This is a genomic window from Pseudotamlana haliotis (assembly GCF_008806375.1).
GTDB classification, from domain to species: Bacteria; Bacteroidota; Bacteroidia; order Flavobacteriales; family Flavobacteriaceae; genus Pseudotamlana; species Pseudotamlana haliotis.
Genome location: NZ_WAAT01000004.1, coordinates 123434 through 140536, shown reverse-complemented (window position 1 = coordinate 140536; position 17103 = coordinate 123434). Strand labels below are relative to the sequence as shown.

Genomic DNA, 17103 nt, shown 5'->3' with positions numbered 1-17103 from the left:
TATGGAAACTACCAACAATTATTTTAAAAGTATTGAAGAATTTAATGTGGTGTCCGATGTGTTTTCTCAAGCCATAACTGGAGAGCTTATCGGTATGTCTAACTTTGCTTCCCTGTCAGGAACGATAGAAGATCCACACGAGAAAATGGAAGCCGTAGAACATGCCGACAGCGAAAGGCAACATGCCGAAGCTTATTTGGCACATGCCAAGAAAATGGAATTGAATATCAATATTAATTTAAATGGTGAATACTGGAGACGCGTAAGAGAAGTTTTTTTATCATACTCAAATAAAAATGACTTTATAGCATGCTTAATTATTCAAGAGGTGATGCTTGAATCTTTTGCTGTTTCCATGTATACTGATGTTGGAAATGCTCTTAAGAATTCAGCAGGAAAATTATTTTTGAGTATAGCAGATGAAGAAAAAGATCATATGGAGCATTCTATAGAATTTTTACGGGAGGAGCTCAAACAAAATGAAGCTGATTTCTTAATTAGGTTTGAAAAAATTCATTTCGATTGCATGACGATCCTTTCTGAATTTTCGGCTAAAACAGATTTAAATGGTCATTGTGGTGTTTGTAATGGAGATTGTATGAAAAACGCATTGCATCATATTGGGTTGGATGTAGTTAGTATGCGCGGAAATGCCTTGTCGCTATATGCAAAAACTTTAGATAGCATTGGGATTCCTGGTGAAAAATCTATTCAATGGATAGCCAATTTACCAGCGTAAAAAAGGGGAGTAGTTTGATCTAATATGTACAAAGTATAGTCCTTAAAGTCATCTCTATCATCTTATACTTCATTGAAGTATATAAGACAGTGATTTATTGATGCGGGATATTACACTTGAGAATAAAAGTAAATTATTACAACGCTTATGTCTAAAAAAAATAATTCAGATAGATTAGATTTTGCCGTTATTGGACATCAAGATAGTTGGTTAAATATAAAGGCGTTTATTAATGGAATGAGGTCTATTAGTGTTGGTGAATTATCGATGGAACATATTAAGGATACCTTTTGCTATATACCACCCAGAAGTGTTTTTAAAATGAAAGTACGCTCAAAAAAAGGTGATACCATACATGGTGTTTACATCGAAACTTTTTTAGATCCAGAAAAATTAGGTCCGCAATATATAAGAGGAAACATAAAAAAAGTAAATGAAGCCATAGCAGTAGCTCAAAAGCTTAATGCCAAAATTATAGCTCTTGGCGGTTTTACATCTATTGTATTAGAAGGAAATTTAAATCCTTTTAATACTACTGAAACTAAAATAACCACTGGCAACTCGCTTACCTCTGCGTTTATAATTAAGGGACTTGAGAACGCTTCAAAAGAATTAAATATTGACATCAAAGCGAGTCAATTATTAATTATTGGTGCTACAGGTGATATAGGGAGGGCATGCACCAATTATTTTAAAGGGAAAGTAAAGGGTTTATTATTGTGTGCAAGAAATAAAAAACGTTTAGAGCTTTTTTCAAAAGAAATTTCAAAAGAAGGCATAGCAGTTAAATACAGTACTGATTTAAACCACTTAATCCCTGAGGCAGATATTATTATTAGTGTAGCTAGCTCAAAAGAGATCGTGATAGAAAATCATAAAAAATCAGTTCTAATATGTGATGCTGGTTACCCTAAAAACCTAGAACAAAAAATTGATGTAAAAGCAGGAGTTTCTTTATTTCATGGAGGTATGGGACAAATAGAGGAAGGATACGATTTTCACCCAGATTATACCAAATACTTTTATAAATATCCTGCACCACACATTGGTCATGGTTGCGTACTTGAGGCCATAGTCTTGGCATTCGAAAATATATTTAAAAATTATTCCATTGGAAAAGGAAACATTACCACAGATAAAATTGATCAAATTTATGCTATGAGTGTAAAACATGGCATTGAATTGGCTCCTTTTTACAACTCTCAAGGCTTATGGGGTAGAAACCAAAAAAACATCGTGCTATGAATAAAAATCAAGTTCAAATATCAAAACTGGTATTCACACACAATTGGGAGGATCCATTAAGTGATGCTCTTGCTCTTAAGATCAAACCAAATGACACCCTGGTTACTATAACATCTGGAGGCTGTAATGTACTTGGTTTTTTATTACAGGACCCCAAAATTATTTATGCCATTGATATTAACTTGGCTCAAACTTATCTTCTTCAGTTAAAAATAGCAGCTATTAAAGCTTTAAGTTTCGAGGAATTTATAGCTTTTTCTGGTTTAAAAACACACCCAAATAGACAACTTTTATTTAACAAATTAAAGCAAGAACTCAGTCCTGAAACTGCATTATTTTGGCAAAAACAGAATAAAATAATTGCAAATGGTTTTATTATGAATGGGAAATACGAACAATTTGTAAAGTTTGCAGGTAAGTTTTTGAAACTTTTACAAGGTAAAAAAAGGGTTAATGCTTTATTTAATATAAAAACTCAAGAGGAACAAATAAAGTTTTTTGATGAAGTTTGGAATACTAAACGTTTTAAATTGATATTTAAAGTTTTATTCAATAAACATATTTTAGCCAAACGAGGGTTGGTAGCCGATTATTTTCATTTTGATGATGGAAGCACATCATTTGCAGAAAGTTTTTATCGCCGTTCAAAAAAGGCATTTAGAAACCTACCTATAAAAGGAAATTACTTTCTGACACTTTATCTTTTGGGGAAATACATGAACAAGGAAGAGGTTCCAGATTATTTAAAAGAAGAAAATTTTAGCCTTATAAAATCAAGAGTAAATCGGATTAAAACATTTACATCAGACGCCCAAAGTTGGATTGATACCATGCCTAATAACAGTATCAATTGCTTTGCGCTTTCTAACATTTGTGAATTAATGAGTGAAGAAGATACAAAACGTCTTTTTACGGCCGTTAACCGAACAGCATTGCCAAATGCAAGAGTAATTTTTAGAAATTTAATTATACCACGTGAAGTACCAGAAGAATTGAAAAATCATATTGTAAAAGATAAAGAATTAAGCAAATTTATATATGACAACGATCGATCTTTTGTTTATGGAAAAGTAGCAGCTTATAATATTTTTAAGGATGTAACATAAGGCTTGTCCACAATACATTTGTATTATAAAGTTCTGCGTTATGTAAGTTGAGCTTTGGTCAAAAGCGAGAGTTTTTATTTCAGTTTCTTGAAAAAAATATTCCAAAATGTTTCTTCAAAGATGTTAATGAAATCGAGTTGGCGAGATTCAAGAACTCCTCTAAAATAGTTTTAATCTAGTGATTAAACACTTTTATGCGAAAATGTGGAGGGGAAGTGTAATATGTGTGGAATGCACATTAAAGTATTTCAATAGCACATTTTTTATTACCAAAATTAAACTCAAATCCATATCTGTAACCATAGTATAAAACAGGATCATATGAACTTATGCATTGCAATCCACTTTGAGATATAATGGGGAAAAGCGGAAATAGTGTTGTTTCTATGGAATCTATTAACTCATAGCTTGAATTAAAAACATGAATTAACTTTTCACCTTGTACTGTCGCATATATATTATTGTTTTCATCAAAACTTGCTTGAAAATAGTTTTTACCTGTAATTTCTTTTAGATTAAAATCGTTAGAAAGATCATTTATATTCATCACATTTCCGTAATATGAACTAATAAACTTAGTCTTTTCGTTATTCCAAGAAAAAATAAAAGGATCAAAATAAAATTTTTCTCCTGATTCGTAATTGTATATGTAGAGATTATTAGGTATACAATTGTTTATGTCTATGCAACTTTCAGTTGTAATTTCTGTTACACTAAATCCCCCAAATAATATGGTATTGGGTTTTATAGTTTCCATGTAAGAACTATGTAAATAAGCCCAACCTTGATTAACAGATTCATTTTTGATAAGATCATAAAACTTTAAAACATTGTCATCATGATAGTAAATCCTATTTCCATCAATTGAAAAAGACTTCAGTTTTTCATTAATAGCAACAGAAAATTGATTATTTAGATCATATGAATTTTTATCAATTAATTTAAAATTCCCGTTATCATCTGAAATATAGATGGTGTTATCTTTTATTTTAAAGACTACATTATGGTAAATATTTTCACTTAAGTCAATACTATCAATTATTTTATTTTGTAGCGCATCATACTTTTTCAATTTTGCAGTTTGCATTCTATCTATCCAATGAAAAATATGATCCTCCACAGGATCTTTCACCACTTGAAATGGCACAGCCTCAAAAGCAACAATCTCTCTATTGTAAGTTTCTATTTGGCTTTCGACATCAAGTATATCGTAAAACTCACCTTCTTTTAAATCTTTGTCAATGAAATAAATAGCTTTAACTTTATAACTAATCGAAGATTGGTAAGGGATATTTCTATCTATATATGTGTTTATGTTTGTAGGTATATTGGCAATAGTATTTGAGGTAAACCTTCCATCTTGATCAATTACTTCTCTAATAATAAGGAGATCTTGAATAATTACATTATTACTTTTCTCGAGAGACCAATCTATTTTAACCTCATTATTTGAAGGTACTAAATCTGTGATTAATAAATTTAAAACTGGATCAGTCATGCCGTCATCAGTGTCACAACTATTTAAAATCAGAAGAGTAATTAATACGAATATTTTATAAAATCTCATTTATTAATTCTTTTTTAAGTTTGTAGGTAGCCAATTCAACTTTACCATCATAGAGCCACCCGCTTTTATGATAATATATGTTATCGTTGATTACAAAAAACCGACCTGCGGAGTGGTATGTATCACCAAATGCCAAATCAATACCGTTTGTTTCGTCAAATATGTTGTATAATCGCATTCTTTCATTAACTATATTAGATCTTCTTCCAATGAGAGATGTGCCATATGAGAATAACATATTAGTACCTGGCATTATTGTAACACTATAATCAGCATTAAGCCTGTAAATACTAGTATTTGCACTACTTGAAAAATACAAGTTGCCATTGTGAAAAATCTTTTTTACTACTGATTTTTTCCAAACTGTATCACTAAATAAGTTTGAAGTAATTTCTTCCCATTGCTGCACGTCACTTTTATAACGGTATTTTTTGTTTGATACTATAGATTGGTCGTTTTCGTAGGTCATGCCATTAAGAACAAATAAATCACCGTCATTACAAAAAATTGCCGAATGAGACAAACTTTGATGGAATGGGATATCAATTTTGGTTTCAGTAAAGGTATTAAGGTTTAGTTTGGTGAGTTCATTTCCATTAGTGCCTTCACCTTTATAAAGGTAAATGTTGCTATCATTGTCAAAAACCACATTATTTATATACCCTTGAAAACCAAAACTTTCAACTTTTGTCCATTTTTCAGTCTCTGGTGAAAATTCAAGCATCTCAATAGTTTGCATTGTGTCATTACTATTTACTTTTTTAGAAGTAAAAATGTATCCTTTGTTATTGTATACCACTACATCACCGTTTAAGTTAGGACATAGATCTACCATTACACCAACATTTTCAATATCTACGTCTAAATCAAAACTAGTTGTTAAACCAGCAGTAGAGTAGGTAATATTGGTAATCTTAAAATCAGAATAAGGTCCCAAAGGTACATCTATAAACAAGCTTGTGTTTTGAGAGGAGAAGTGACTTTTAACCCCATTAACAAATACTTCTCCATATTCATATTCTGGATTAAAGTTGATACCACTTATCGTTAAATTCCCTCTAAGCCAAGCTACATCATTAATTATATTTTGAATTTCAGGAGGTCTTAAGGTAAGCAGTCCTGTTGATATTGCTTCCTGAAGTTGAGATTTTACTTTAATAGTTAATGAGGCCTCTGTAATTTTGTGCGGAATCAATACTTCAAGTTGATCGTAATTAGTGTGAATTAATTGCGCCTTTTCATCATTTACATAAACTTCCACAAAATCTTTTTGAATATCAAAGTTTTCGCCGTTGATAACTAAAGTTTCATTAAAAGTAATTTGATTTCCACCAAACCCTGAAATCTTTGGCGCCCGTAACGTAAAGTTTTCATTAAGAATATCTTTATTTGTAATAAGGTTAATCACTTTTATAGTAGGATTGGATCTCTCAAGCGTTCGGGGTACAATAACTTCAATTAATTCTGGGGATAAAAAGTTAATTTGTGCTTTTTCCAGATCAAAAAATACCTGTAGTTTATTTGGTTCAAAATTTTCACCTTGTATAGATATTTTTTCACCAAGAACACCGTTGAGTTCTACTTTAGTAACTAATTGTTCTGGAGGTGTATCATTATCATCGTTACTACACGAAAAGACATGTAAGGTTAACATTAAAATAATAAGTAGTTTATTAAAACGCATAGGATAGATTTTGAGATGTAAATATATATTTTTACACCTTATAAAAAAAAGCGACCTCAAAAATATTGGCTAAAACATATGCGAATTTTAATTAATGAAAAAAGGTTAGTTTTTATTTTGGCCTCTGCCTGCAGGCAGACATGTTTGCGAGAATTGGAAGTTATTCGGAGATTTTTATTGTTTTAATTATAATGCTTCGTATTTGTGTTTCTGAAGTTTATTCAGAATCGCGTATTTGAAAATTATTGAAGCATTATACTGAATATTAAAATTATACGATCATTATAAGGACTCAAGTATTAAGGTTCATTTAAGCTTATAAGTTTAAAGGCCACAATTAGCTTGACATCATTACTATCGATATAAGCCTGTGACGTTGTTTCTTCAATGATGTTAATGAAATCAAGTTGGCGAGATTCAAGTACTCCTCTAAAATAGTTTTAATCTAGTGATTAAACACTTTTTATGCGACGACATAGGAGGGAAGCGTAATATGTGTGGAAGGCATCAAATATAAATGTTTTCAATAATTTAATTTACATTTGTTGTCTCCAAAAAAAAATATTGATTAACCAAAAATCCATAGCAGTACTACCATTCGTCAATATGAGTAATTCTATTGATAACGAATACTTTTGCGATGGATTAACAGAAGAAATCATTAATGCGCTTGCCAAAATTAAAGATCTAGCTGTAACTTCTCGTACATCTTCCTTCCATTTTAAAAATAAAAATATCACAGCCAGAGAGGTTAGAGAAAAATTAAAGGTGGCTACGTTTATAGAAGGAAGTGTTAGATCTTCTATAAATAAAATGCGCATTACAGTGCAAATGATTGATACTGTAGATGACTTTCATTTCTGGTCAGAAACATTTGATAGAAAACCAGAAGATGTTTTTGAAATACAGGACGATATCAGCCTTTTTATTGCTGAAAAACTACGCGAACATGTAGGCCATTTAGAAATAGAAGATAAGCTAGTAGAACCTATTGACGTCCCTACGGATGTTTACAGAGAATACCTAAAAGGGAGGTATTACATCATGAAGTTGGATTATAAAAACACTATAAAGGGTATCAAAATTCTTCAAAACCTCATAAAAAGGGCACCTAATTTTTCAAATCCCTATCTAGATATTAATCAAGCCTATGTTTATATGGGAACCATGGGGCTTTTACCTGCATTTGAAGCTTATGAGAAGGCTCAGCCATATTTACTGAAGGCATTGGAGCTAGACCCAAACTCATCGAGATCACAATTGAATTTGGCTTGGATAGAATGCTGGCAAAATTGGAATCTTAAGAAAGCTTACGAACATGCCAACAAGGCTTTGGATATTCAACAAGCAGATGATATATACTTAACCATTTCTAATTTTTTGACAGTGGAAGGAAAATTAGAAGCGGCACGTAATTATCTTGACAAAGCTTTACAATTAGATCCTTATGCTGCTATCAACCATCATTATAAGGGATTTTTATATTACTTACAAGAAGATTACACCACAGCAATACCTTTCTTGAAAAAGGCATTAGTGCTAGACCCCATGTTGCCCTTTCCACCAATTTATATAGGGATTTGTTTATTAATGTCAGGCAAACCAAATGAAGCTTTGTCTTATTTCGGTTCACTTGAAGGCGTTTCTGTTAAAGATCTTACCAAATTAGGAGGTGAAACCATGTGCTATGCAAAGCTCAATGAAATGGAGAAGTGCCATGATGGATTAGAAGAATTAGAAACCTATTTAACAACAACACAGGTAGATAAAGCATTGACGTTTTTAATATTAGTAAATGCCTTGTTGGGTAATAATAAAAAGGTAGTCGAATTAGTAACTCAAGCCTACGATAATAGGTTGCCATTAATTTTATTATTAAACCCCTCACCAATTCTGAAACCTATAAAAAATCATAAAAGTGTCAAAGAAATATTATTAAAGGCCATTCCAGATAACTTAAATTATAAACAAAATAAAAAGTACAAACAAGCCTTATTAGATACTAACGAAATTGAAAAGTACAGTAAAGAACTAGAACAAATTATGGCAGATTATAAACTATATCTAAATCCAGATCTGGCATTAAAGGATTTAGCATCCTATTTGGAACTTCCTGCAAATTATGTGTCTCAATTGTTAAACATGGGCTTTCAAAAAAACTTTTCAGAATTGGTGAATTCTTACAGGATAACTGAATTTAAACAACGCATCCTTTTAGAAGAAAACAAAGGTTTAACCATTATGGCAGTGGCTTATGATAGTGGTTTTAATTCTAAAACCGTTTTCAACACATTCTTTAAGAAAATTGAAGGTATGACACCAAATGCCTTTATCAAAAGCACTTTAAAGAATTAGTTCCGATTTCATAATTAGAACATTCGTAAAGGCATTCAATAATACTTTTGTGGTCTAAAGTATAAGTATTGAATAACAATTATGAAAGCAGCAGTTTACACAAAATACGGTTCTCCAGAAGTGATTCAGGTAATTGATGTTGAAATTCCATCACCAAAACCAAATGAGATTTTAGTAAAAATTAAAGCCTCTTCAGTAACCAGGGCAGATACAATGATGCGACAAGGAGTACCCAAATTTGGTAGATTGTTTTTAGGTTTATTTAAACCCAAAAATACAGCTTTAGGAACTGGATTTTCAGGAGTTGTAGAAGCTATAGGTACACAAATCACAAAATTTAAAGTTGGTGATCAAGTTTTTGGAGAAAAACTATTTAGTAATGGTTGTAATGCTGAATATATATGTATAGCAGAAGAAATGGTAATTGAAAGCAAACCAACTAATATTCCACATCAAGAAGCGGCTCCAATCTGTGATGGTTTTTTAACCTCGTATAATTTCTTAAAAGACATTGCCAATATAAAAGAAGGGCAACATATTTTAATAAATGGTGCTTCTGGAAGCTTGGGTTCAGCAGCAGTGCAATTGGCTAAAGTCATGGGAGCAAAAGTAACAGGCGTTTGTAGTACTAAAAACTTCAGTTTTGTAAAATCGATAGGAGCAGATGATGTTGTTGATTATAAAAATGAAGATTTTACAAATACTCTAAATAAATACGACATCATTTATGATTCAGTTGGTACTTTAAGCTTTAAAAGTTGTGAGAGTGTGTTAACTCAAAAAGGCATTTTTATGACACCTGTTTTAAGTTTTGGAATATTATGGCATTCAATAGTAAATTCAAAAAAAGTAAAATTTGCGGCTACAGGGCTTAAAAAAACTGAAGAATTAAAACGATTATTCTTAGAATTGGTAGACTTTTTTAAACAAGGAAAACTTTATACAAACATTGATAAAAGCTACAAGCTGTCAGATATCGCACAAGCACATAACTATGTTGAAACTGGTCGTAAAGTGGGTAATATAGTTATCATCAATCCTTAAATCATCAACTAAAAAACGAGCAGTCTATGTTTTTCAAATCAAAAGTAGGAAAAGAAAAAATCATAACCCTTTACAATCAAAAATTAAAAGAGCAGGAAATTGAGTATTCAGAAAAATTAGTAGAAACAAAATTCGGAAAAACCAATGTAATTCGAGTTGGTAACACTAATTTACCACCATTATTGCTTATTCATGGAACTGGTGGTTGTGCACCGCAAATTTTAGATTCTTTCCCTAATTTAGCTTCAAAATATTGTGTCTATGCCATTGATGTCTTAGCACAACCCAATAAAAGTGCAGAGATCAGATTAGACATGAAATCTTTAGAGTATGGAAAATGGCTTATTGAAATAATCATAAAACTAAGACTGAAAGATGTGACACTTGTTGGCTTTTCCTTTGGAGGTTTCATTAGCTTAAAAGCACTAGAATTTAATGAGATACCAATTAAGCAGGTTTTCTTAATCTCCCCAGTCTATATCGTAAATGGAAATCCCTTTGTAGGCGTATTCAAAATGTTTTTACCACTAAAAAAGTTTATCAAAACAAACAATCAGAAGCATATCAAAAAAGTTTTGGGAGCACTTTTTTCTGAATACGATGATTTTGCTTTAGAGTATATGTCGCTTACGTTTCAACATTGTAATATGGATTTTTCTCCTTTACCAATAATAAGTAGGGATAGAGCAAAAAGTATAAAAACCCCAATCACCATTTTTGCTTGTGAAAAAGACATCATGTTTCCTGGAAAAAAAATGATAAAACGGGCAAAAAGAGTTTTTCCAACTTTAAAGGAAGTATTTTTATTTAAAGCTTCTAAGCATGTTCCGACTAATAAAGAATTTAATAAAATAGAAGAGGTGATAATAAATAGCATATAAGTGGGATATCCAAACAATCTTAATAAGTTCCGAAATTGAAGTTTGCCATGTTCAAGTTATAAGTGCAACAGGCCAAGTAGATTTTAAATATGACAAGTGTATAGAAATTTGTTTTTACTCACATATTTAATTATTTGCATAAACTTCAAATGTGTTCGTGAATCTCCTAAAAAGTCGATTTCTTAAAATTTATGCTCTTGTGGCAAGCTTACGAGAATCGCGTAAAATTTTTTATTACGTATATTTTATCGAATCTTCGATTTTTAATACTAGCAAAAAGTTTAGCCTTTATTTGGTGCCGGCAGGCAGGTTGGCAAGCGTTGGAGAGATATTCACAAGATTTCTATTGTTTTAGAGAACCAAGTTCTAATTATTCTTATGATAACGAATGCTTCTGGGATATTTTACATAATACTGAATCATAGCTTACGAATGTTTAATAAAGTTTTGGTCATAAAATAGCTGTTACATAATTGCTATCGATATGAACCTAAAGGCATCATATCTGCAACTATGTAAAATAGAACTGAAAAAGTTCTATTCGCTATTTTACTCATGACAACAATTGTACTATAATTTATATTATGTAAAATAGAGATTCTCAACACATACTCTAGTTTGGTAGTTAGCTGAAAAATAAATTACAACGATATATCCCATTGGACTCTAAATCGTAATCCATCAGATGGCTCTATCACATTGTACGATTGTATTTGAAAATAAGTAAACTCAGTAGTTAGTTTATTTCTATGACCATTAAAGAACCAGTTAAACGCCAAACCAAATTCTTCTTCTAAATCTTGTTTGATTTCAATATTTGGGTTGTAATAACCAAATCTCCCAGCAACTTCAAGTGGTTCTGGTACGAAATCAAAAATATTAGAGAAAAAATAACCGGCTTGTACATACATACCTCTTAAATGGGTTTCTGTATCATTCACGTTATCAAAAATAGTTTTATGATGTACTTCACTTTGCCATGAAAAGCCTTTATACTTAAATGCCGTTTCAATTAAGCCCTGATTTACGGTGTATTGCCCAGAAACACCATCTTGAAAGCCTTCTAACTGTCCGCCACCAGATTGTGAAAATCGTGTATACGGACTCGTATTAGTCGCTGCAGCTAAAGCAATTAAGGCTTCTGGTTTTGTAACATGCTTTAAATCTGATCCTGACATTGAAACTTCTCTTCCTAAGAAATTCCATTGTAAACGCCCTACATACATAAGCCTGTTATCATCATTTTCAGTAGAACCACGCCCCGTTCCCGTTAATAATGACAAGTGATAAGTCAAATCTGCCGGTGATTCTTCAAAAAGGCGGCCGTAAAATGAAATTCCTTGCTGACGGTCAAGCGTAAACGGTCTGTTTATAATCGAACGGTCAACCATTTGTTGTTTCCCTGATGAAATGATACGCTCTCTACTGTAATAGGTTTTCCACTGTCCGACTTTGATGTGAAAGCCCTTCCACTTTTCAAACATCAGTCTGAAATCTAATAGATTAGATTGCGATAGTTCATACTCAAAATAATACTTTAAATCTGGTGTAAAGGCGTGACCTCCAATTTTTAAACGCGCTCGGTTAATTTTAAAAACCGTATTGCTTGTAGGGTAGATATCATCAAAAGTTAAAGGATTTTCATCACCTGGTGTAGCGAATCTAAATTGCAAACGGGACTCAATATGCAGTAAATGCTTATTATCTGAGGTTTTAAATTGAAAACCTTTGTCTGTATACTTTATATCAATTTTATTTTTTACAATCGAATCTTTTTGAATTTCTTGAGCCAAAACCTTACCCGTTGTTGCTAAAGTAAGTATTAAAAGGAATTTTATTAAAGTCTTTGTTTTTAGCCCTGAAAATTTAGCAATCATAAACCTTATTATTTACTGTAAATTTATAGCTAATGTTCTAATTATTCAAATTTGATTTGCTTTTAAGAAAACACAAATATTTTAACATAAACCATGCATAAATCTAACATTATTATTTATGTAATTCTTAGAGTTAAGACTATATTTGCATTTTAATTTGAAGCATGAAAAACAGCCCAAAATCTAAAAGCGAAAAATCACGTATAAAGCTATTGCACCAGTACTATAGCTACACTGGATTCTATAGTTTTGTGTGGCAAGCTGTTAAAAAGGCCTTGCCCTATATTATTGCAGTTGTTGCTTTAGTTTATGTTATCAATCATTTTTTTGATATTAATAAAGCATTAACTGAAATGACAGAAATACTTCCTGCATGGGGAGTATTAAGTTTCTTCTTTGTTTCTGAAACTTTATTGGGGCTTATTCCTCCGGAAATATTTATCGCCTGGTCTGGCAAAATGTACAGTCCGTGGTTTTTCCTAAGCCTTTTAGCCGTTTTATCTTATTCTGGAGGCCTTTTGGCATATTGGATGGGACGCACCATTACTAAAATCCCGTCTGTTCGTCATTATTTAGAAGTGAAAATGGAAAAACAACTGAAAAACTCTAGAAAATGGGGAGGTTTTCTTATTGTTGTTGGTGCGCTACTACCACTACCCTTTTCAATTTCTTGTATCGCAGCAGGTATTATTAAATTTCCTTTCAGAGCGGTTATACTATATGGGTCCTTACGATTATTACGATTTGTAATTTATGGATTGGTTATTTTTCACGCCTTATAAATCTGTTTACCATTCTAGGGCGCCTCTAGGAATATATTAACTTTATAAAAAACAATTCATGTTTTCATCTATTAACCTTTTCAGACTTATTGCCTTTTTAGAAGGTGTTTCTTATATTTTATTACTATTTATTGCCACTCCAATTAAGTACTTCGCCAATGATCCACAGTATGTTAAAATGCTTGGGATGCCTCATGGCTTACTGTTTGTTGCCTAAGTATCCATGGCTTTTATGTTTAAAAAAGAATTTGCCTGGAACACCAAAGAATTTTTAATTGTATTGGTAGCTTCGTTAATTCCTTTTGGTACTTTTTATATTGACAGAGTGTACTTGAAAAACTTAAAAACAAAATGAACAGTTTAAAAAAACGCTTTTTTGATTACTTAATTTCCGTAGGTATAGACGAAAGTATTGCTAAATACCTAGATGCTTTCGTATTTTTCTTAGGCTTGCTCATTGTTATTTTTTTAATAGACTTTATTATAAAAAAAATAATCCTTCAGGCCTTTACACAATTATCAAACCGTACAAAAACGAATTTTGATGACTTATTAGTAACCAATAAAGTGCCTCGGAACATTGCCCACATCATACCTTTTATCATTGCCTTAGAATTTATTCCAAATATTTTTGAAGATTTCCCAGATTTTGAAATCAGGGTAGAAAAAGGCTTGCAAGTCTTTGCTATTTTATTAACCCTTTGGGTGGTAAGAAGCTTACTAAACACCTTAAAGGATTACCTAAAAACCTTACCTCGCTTAAAAGACAAGCCTATAGATAGCTATATTCAAGTCTTTATGATTTTTGCGTGGACTATTGGTGTTTTTTCCGCCATTGCGATCATGACGGGGATTCCGTTTATTAATTTTATAACGGGAATGGGGGCCATTTCAGCGGTAGTACTTTTGGTTTTTAAAGACACTATCTTAGGCTTTGTTGCGAGTATTCAAGTTGCTATAAACGATATGGTACGTATTGGAGATTGGATTACTTTTGAAAAATATGGTGCCGATGGTGATGTGATTGAAATTAACTTAGCCACAGTAAAAGTTCAAAATTTTGACAAAACCATCACTACCATTCCGCCTTATGCTTTAATTTCAGATTCGTTTAAAAACTGGCGAGGTATGACGACTTCAGAAGGCCGACGAATTAAACGGGCCTTATTGATTAAGCAAGGCGGGGTTAAATATTTATCGGAGGCAGAAATAACAGATCTAAAGAAAATTCAACTCTTAACCGATTATTTAGAAAACCGTCAAGCGGATATTGATAGCTACAACAATGCACACAACATTGATAAAAGTATACTGTTAAACGGTAGAAACCTAACGAACTTAGGGGTTTTCAGAAAGTATATCGATTCTTACTTGAATAATCATTCGGCTGTTAATAAAGACATGATGATTATGGCCAGACAATTAGCGCCTACAACACAAGGAATTCCTTTAGAAATTTATGCTTTTAGTAGTGATAAACGTTGGGCAAATTACGAATATATCATGTCTGATATCTTTGATCACCTGATTGCAGCACTATCTTATTTCGGATTAGAAATTTTTGAACTGCCTAGTAATTCAACATTTAAGTAGTTATCATTCTAAACTCTATAAAGTAAAATTTATAACACCTTATAGCATTTGTTAAAAGAGTTAATAGAAGAAGAAGTTAGCTACTCTTTTACAACAATAACCGTTGCTTTTACTCCTTTAGCTAAATTCCATTGATTATGAGTAACCAAAGCTCCAGTATCATCAGTGACTCTAAACTCTGCTGTATTTGGTCCAGACTCTCCTTGATTTAGAGCTAAGAAGTCAATTTTGTTAATTCCAGGGTGTAAATCTAATTTAAAACCTTTGAAAGAATTTGATAGAAAAATACGGGCTTGCACCACGTCATCATTAACACGTACCTGTATAACATCACCATCCATATAACCATGATCACGATAAACCACATTTACAGAAGTGGCATTACTTCTAAATTCACCTAAGAACTGATCTACGGTACTTCCGTTTCTCATTTCCAACTCTTCTTTACTCAGTCTTAAATGATCTAAGGTTTTATTGATATTATCAGCGTACAATTCACCAGGATCACCAAACTCTTCCTCTGGTAACATTGAAAATGGTTTTTTAGGAAAAGGTGTATTGGTTACTGGCTCTGGTATATCTAAATTAGATTCTGGCTTAATTTCTGGTGTTTCAGGCTTTAAATCTGAGGTGTCTTTTGGTGCTTCAATAGCCGGAATACTAAACGCGTTATTCCTACTATCTATTTGAGCATAAGTAGATAGCGATAAAAAAATCATAAAAAGAAATACCAAATTAGATTTCATGAATCTTTTAAATTTTTATTAAAATTCAACGCGTAACGCTGACAAAGATATTTTTTTCTACGAAACACAAAAATTTCAAATTCATATTTAGTAGATGTTTAACAATTATATTTAGTTAATGGTCGATAGTTTTTGGTTTCTGGAGTCTTACTCATATGAGATAAACTCATAAAACAGTAATGCGTACCTTCTTTTTCTTTAAACGTGAATTGTTTAGCTTTTCAACCAATTCATTAGCAATGGTCAAAGGCACTGCCACAAAGGCACAATCCTGCTTCAGCTCAATAACGCCTAACTGTTCTTTGTTAATGTTTCCACTTTTAAAAAATAAACCAGCAATATCCCCTTTTGAAATTTTATCTTTTCTTCCTCCAGAAATAAATAAAGTTTCCCAGTATTGTGGAATAACTTCAGCCTTTTTTGAAATATTAATACCTTTTACATCTTTTATAAAATCTGGTAATAGTTGGTCTTGCCATTTTAAAACATAGGCTGTTCCTTTGGCATTCACTCGAGCGGTTCTTCCATTTCTATGAATAAATTCTTCTTCATGTCTAGGGAGTTCATAATGAATGATATAATTAAGTTCTGGAATATCTATACCTCTTGCAGCTAAATCGGTTGCTAATAGTACTTGAGACGTACCGTTTCTAAATTTTATTAAAGCACGCTCTCTATCTTTTTGTTCCATGCCTCCTGAGAATGTGGCATGACTGATGTGATTTCTTTTTAAAAACCGACTCACCTCACCTATACTCTCTCTTAAATTACAGAAAACAATCCCTTGCTTGTTTCCAATGTGTTGCATTAATTGTAACAAGGTTTTTAGTTTGTTTTTATCTGGAGAAATCACCGTTTTTATGGCTAATTGCGATTTTCTTTTTTCTTTTATAAAATCAATAATTTCGGGTTTGTCTAATCTTACGAAACCAGGAATCTTTACGCCTTGTGTGGCTGAAGTCAAGATTCGCTTGTTGATGTTCGGCAAATAATGCATAATGGCCTTCATTTCTTCTTCAAAACCATCTTCTAATGTTTTGTCGAATTCATCTAAAATCAAGGTTTTTATACTTTCTCTAGAAAAGCGCTCACTATCAAAATGATCTAATAATCTGCCTGGAGTTCCTATTAAAATTGCAGGATTGTGCTTGAGTTCTATTTTATCTTTTGAAATTGGCCTACCTCCATAAACGGCATTGACCTTATAACCAGAACCCATAGAACGAACGACTTGCTCTATTTGAATGGCTAATTCTCGTGAAGGCACCACAATTAAAGCTTGAATATGTTCTGAATCGGGATTCAAAAACTCCAATAAAGGCAGTAAAAAGGCTAAAGTTTTTCCGGTACCTGTTGGAGACAATAACACGGTATTAGTTGAACCCTCCATAACAACAAGGGCTTCTTCTTGCATGGGATTTAAGGCTTCGATATTCAGTTTATCTAAAATATCTTGCTGATTTTTGACGCGATTAGCCATAATT

The 17103-nt window shown here is 32.0% G+C and carries 13 protein-coding genes and 1 pseudogene; 9 read left to right on the top strand and 5 right to left on the bottom strand.

What is annotated here, in order from left to right; translation table 11 throughout:
• Position 1 precedes the first annotated feature (1 nt).
• The 3 genes from F6U93_RS01090 to F6U93_RS01080 all read left to right on the top strand — a co-directional run bounded on the left by F6U93_RS01090 (position 2) and on the right by F6U93_RS01080 (position 3090).
• Positions 2-739 (top strand): ferritin-like domain-containing protein, encoded by a 738-nt coding sequence (locus F6U93_RS01090; protein ID WP_150935996.1) that lies wholly within the window; start codon positions 2-4, stop codon positions 737-739.
• Between the two features lie 147 nt (positions 740-886).
• Positions 887-1984: a hypothetical protein gene (locus F6U93_RS01085; protein WP_150935994.1), complete on the top strand. Its 1098-nt coding sequence runs from the start codon at positions 887-889 to the stop codon at positions 1982-1984.
• Entirely contained in the window at positions 1981-3090 is a 1110-nt protein-coding gene (locus F6U93_RS01080) for a DUF3419 family protein (RefSeq protein ID WP_150935992.1), read from the top strand. The genes F6U93_RS01085 and F6U93_RS01080 overlap by 4 nt, the downstream gene beginning before the upstream one ends.
• Positions 3091-3328: 238 nt before the next feature.
• On the opposite strand, the gene F6U93_RS01075 is transcribed toward F6U93_RS01080, so the two are convergent.
• Positions 3329-4657 carry a hypothetical protein gene (locus F6U93_RS01075; protein ID WP_150935990.1) on the bottom strand — a complete coding sequence of 443 codons (1329 nt, stop codon included), beginning with the start codon at positions 4655-4657 and terminating at the stop codon, positions 3329-3331.
• Positions 4644-6341 carry an IPT/TIG domain-containing protein gene (locus tag F6U93_RS01070; protein WP_150935988.1) on the bottom strand — a complete coding sequence of 566 codons (1698 nt, stop codon included), beginning with the start codon at positions 6339-6341 and terminating at the stop codon, positions 4644-4646. The genes F6U93_RS01075 and F6U93_RS01070 overlap by 14 nt, the downstream gene beginning before the upstream one ends.
• Positions 6342-6947: 606 nt before the next feature.
• Here F6U93_RS01070 and F6U93_RS01065 point away from each other — a divergent pair.
• From F6U93_RS01065 to F6U93_RS01055, 3 genes are all read left to right on the top strand, one after another.
• Positions 6948-8696, top strand: coding sequence for a helix-turn-helix domain-containing protein (locus F6U93_RS01065; RefSeq protein ID WP_150935986.1), 1749 nt, complete (start codon positions 6948-6950; stop codon positions 8694-8696).
• A gap of 81 nt (positions 8697-8777) precedes the next feature.
• Complete coding sequence (locus F6U93_RS01060) at positions 8778-9740, top strand: NAD(P)-dependent alcohol dehydrogenase (protein ID WP_150935984.1); 963 nt, start codon at positions 8778-8780, stop codon at positions 9738-9740.
• Between the two features lie 26 nt (positions 9741-9766).
• Entirely contained in the window at positions 9767-10621 is an 855-nt protein-coding gene (locus F6U93_RS01055) for an alpha/beta fold hydrolase (protein WP_150935982.1), read from the top strand.
• A gap of 641 nt (positions 10622-11262) precedes the next feature.
• Here the strand turns inward: F6U93_RS01055 and F6U93_RS01050 are convergent.
• Positions 11263-12498 carry an OprO/OprP family phosphate-selective porin gene (locus F6U93_RS01050; protein ID WP_150935980.1) on the bottom strand — a complete coding sequence of 412 codons (1236 nt, stop codon included), beginning with the start codon at positions 12496-12498 and terminating at the stop codon, positions 11263-11265.
• A 164-nt stretch (positions 12499-12662) separates the two neighbouring features.
• Here F6U93_RS01050 and F6U93_RS01045 point away from each other — a divergent pair, with 164 nt between their 5' ends.
• From F6U93_RS01045 to F6U93_RS01035, 3 genes and pseudogenes are all read left to right on the top strand, one after another.
• On the top strand, positions 12663-13280 hold the full coding sequence (locus F6U93_RS01045; RefSeq protein WP_150935978.1) for a YqaA family protein: 618 nt from the start codon (positions 12663-12665) through the stop codon (positions 13278-13280).
• A 58-nt stretch (positions 13281-13338) separates the two neighbouring features.
• Positions 13339-13635: pseudogene (locus F6U93_RS01040) on the top strand (DUF3817 domain-containing protein).
• Positions 13632-14873, top strand: a complete 1242-nt coding sequence (locus tag F6U93_RS01035) for a mechanosensitive ion channel family protein (protein WP_150935976.1) — start codon at positions 13632-13634, stop codon at positions 14871-14873. The pseudogene F6U93_RS01040 and the gene F6U93_RS01035 overlap by 4 nt, the downstream one beginning before the upstream one ends.
• A gap of 80 nt (positions 14874-14953) precedes the next feature.
• Here F6U93_RS01035 and F6U93_RS01030 read toward each other — a convergent pair whose 3' ends face one another.
• A complete protein-coding gene (locus tag F6U93_RS01030; RefSeq protein WP_225312482.1) occupies positions 14954-15619 on the bottom strand; it encodes a hypothetical protein in 666 nt (221 codons plus the stop codon).
• 166 nt (positions 15620-15785) lie between these two features.
• Complete coding sequence (locus tag F6U93_RS01025; RefSeq protein ID WP_150935974.1) at positions 15786-17099, bottom strand: DEAD/DEAH box helicase; 1314 nt, start codon at positions 17097-17099, stop codon at positions 15786-15788.
• Between the last annotated feature and the right edge of the window lie 4 nt (positions 17100-17103).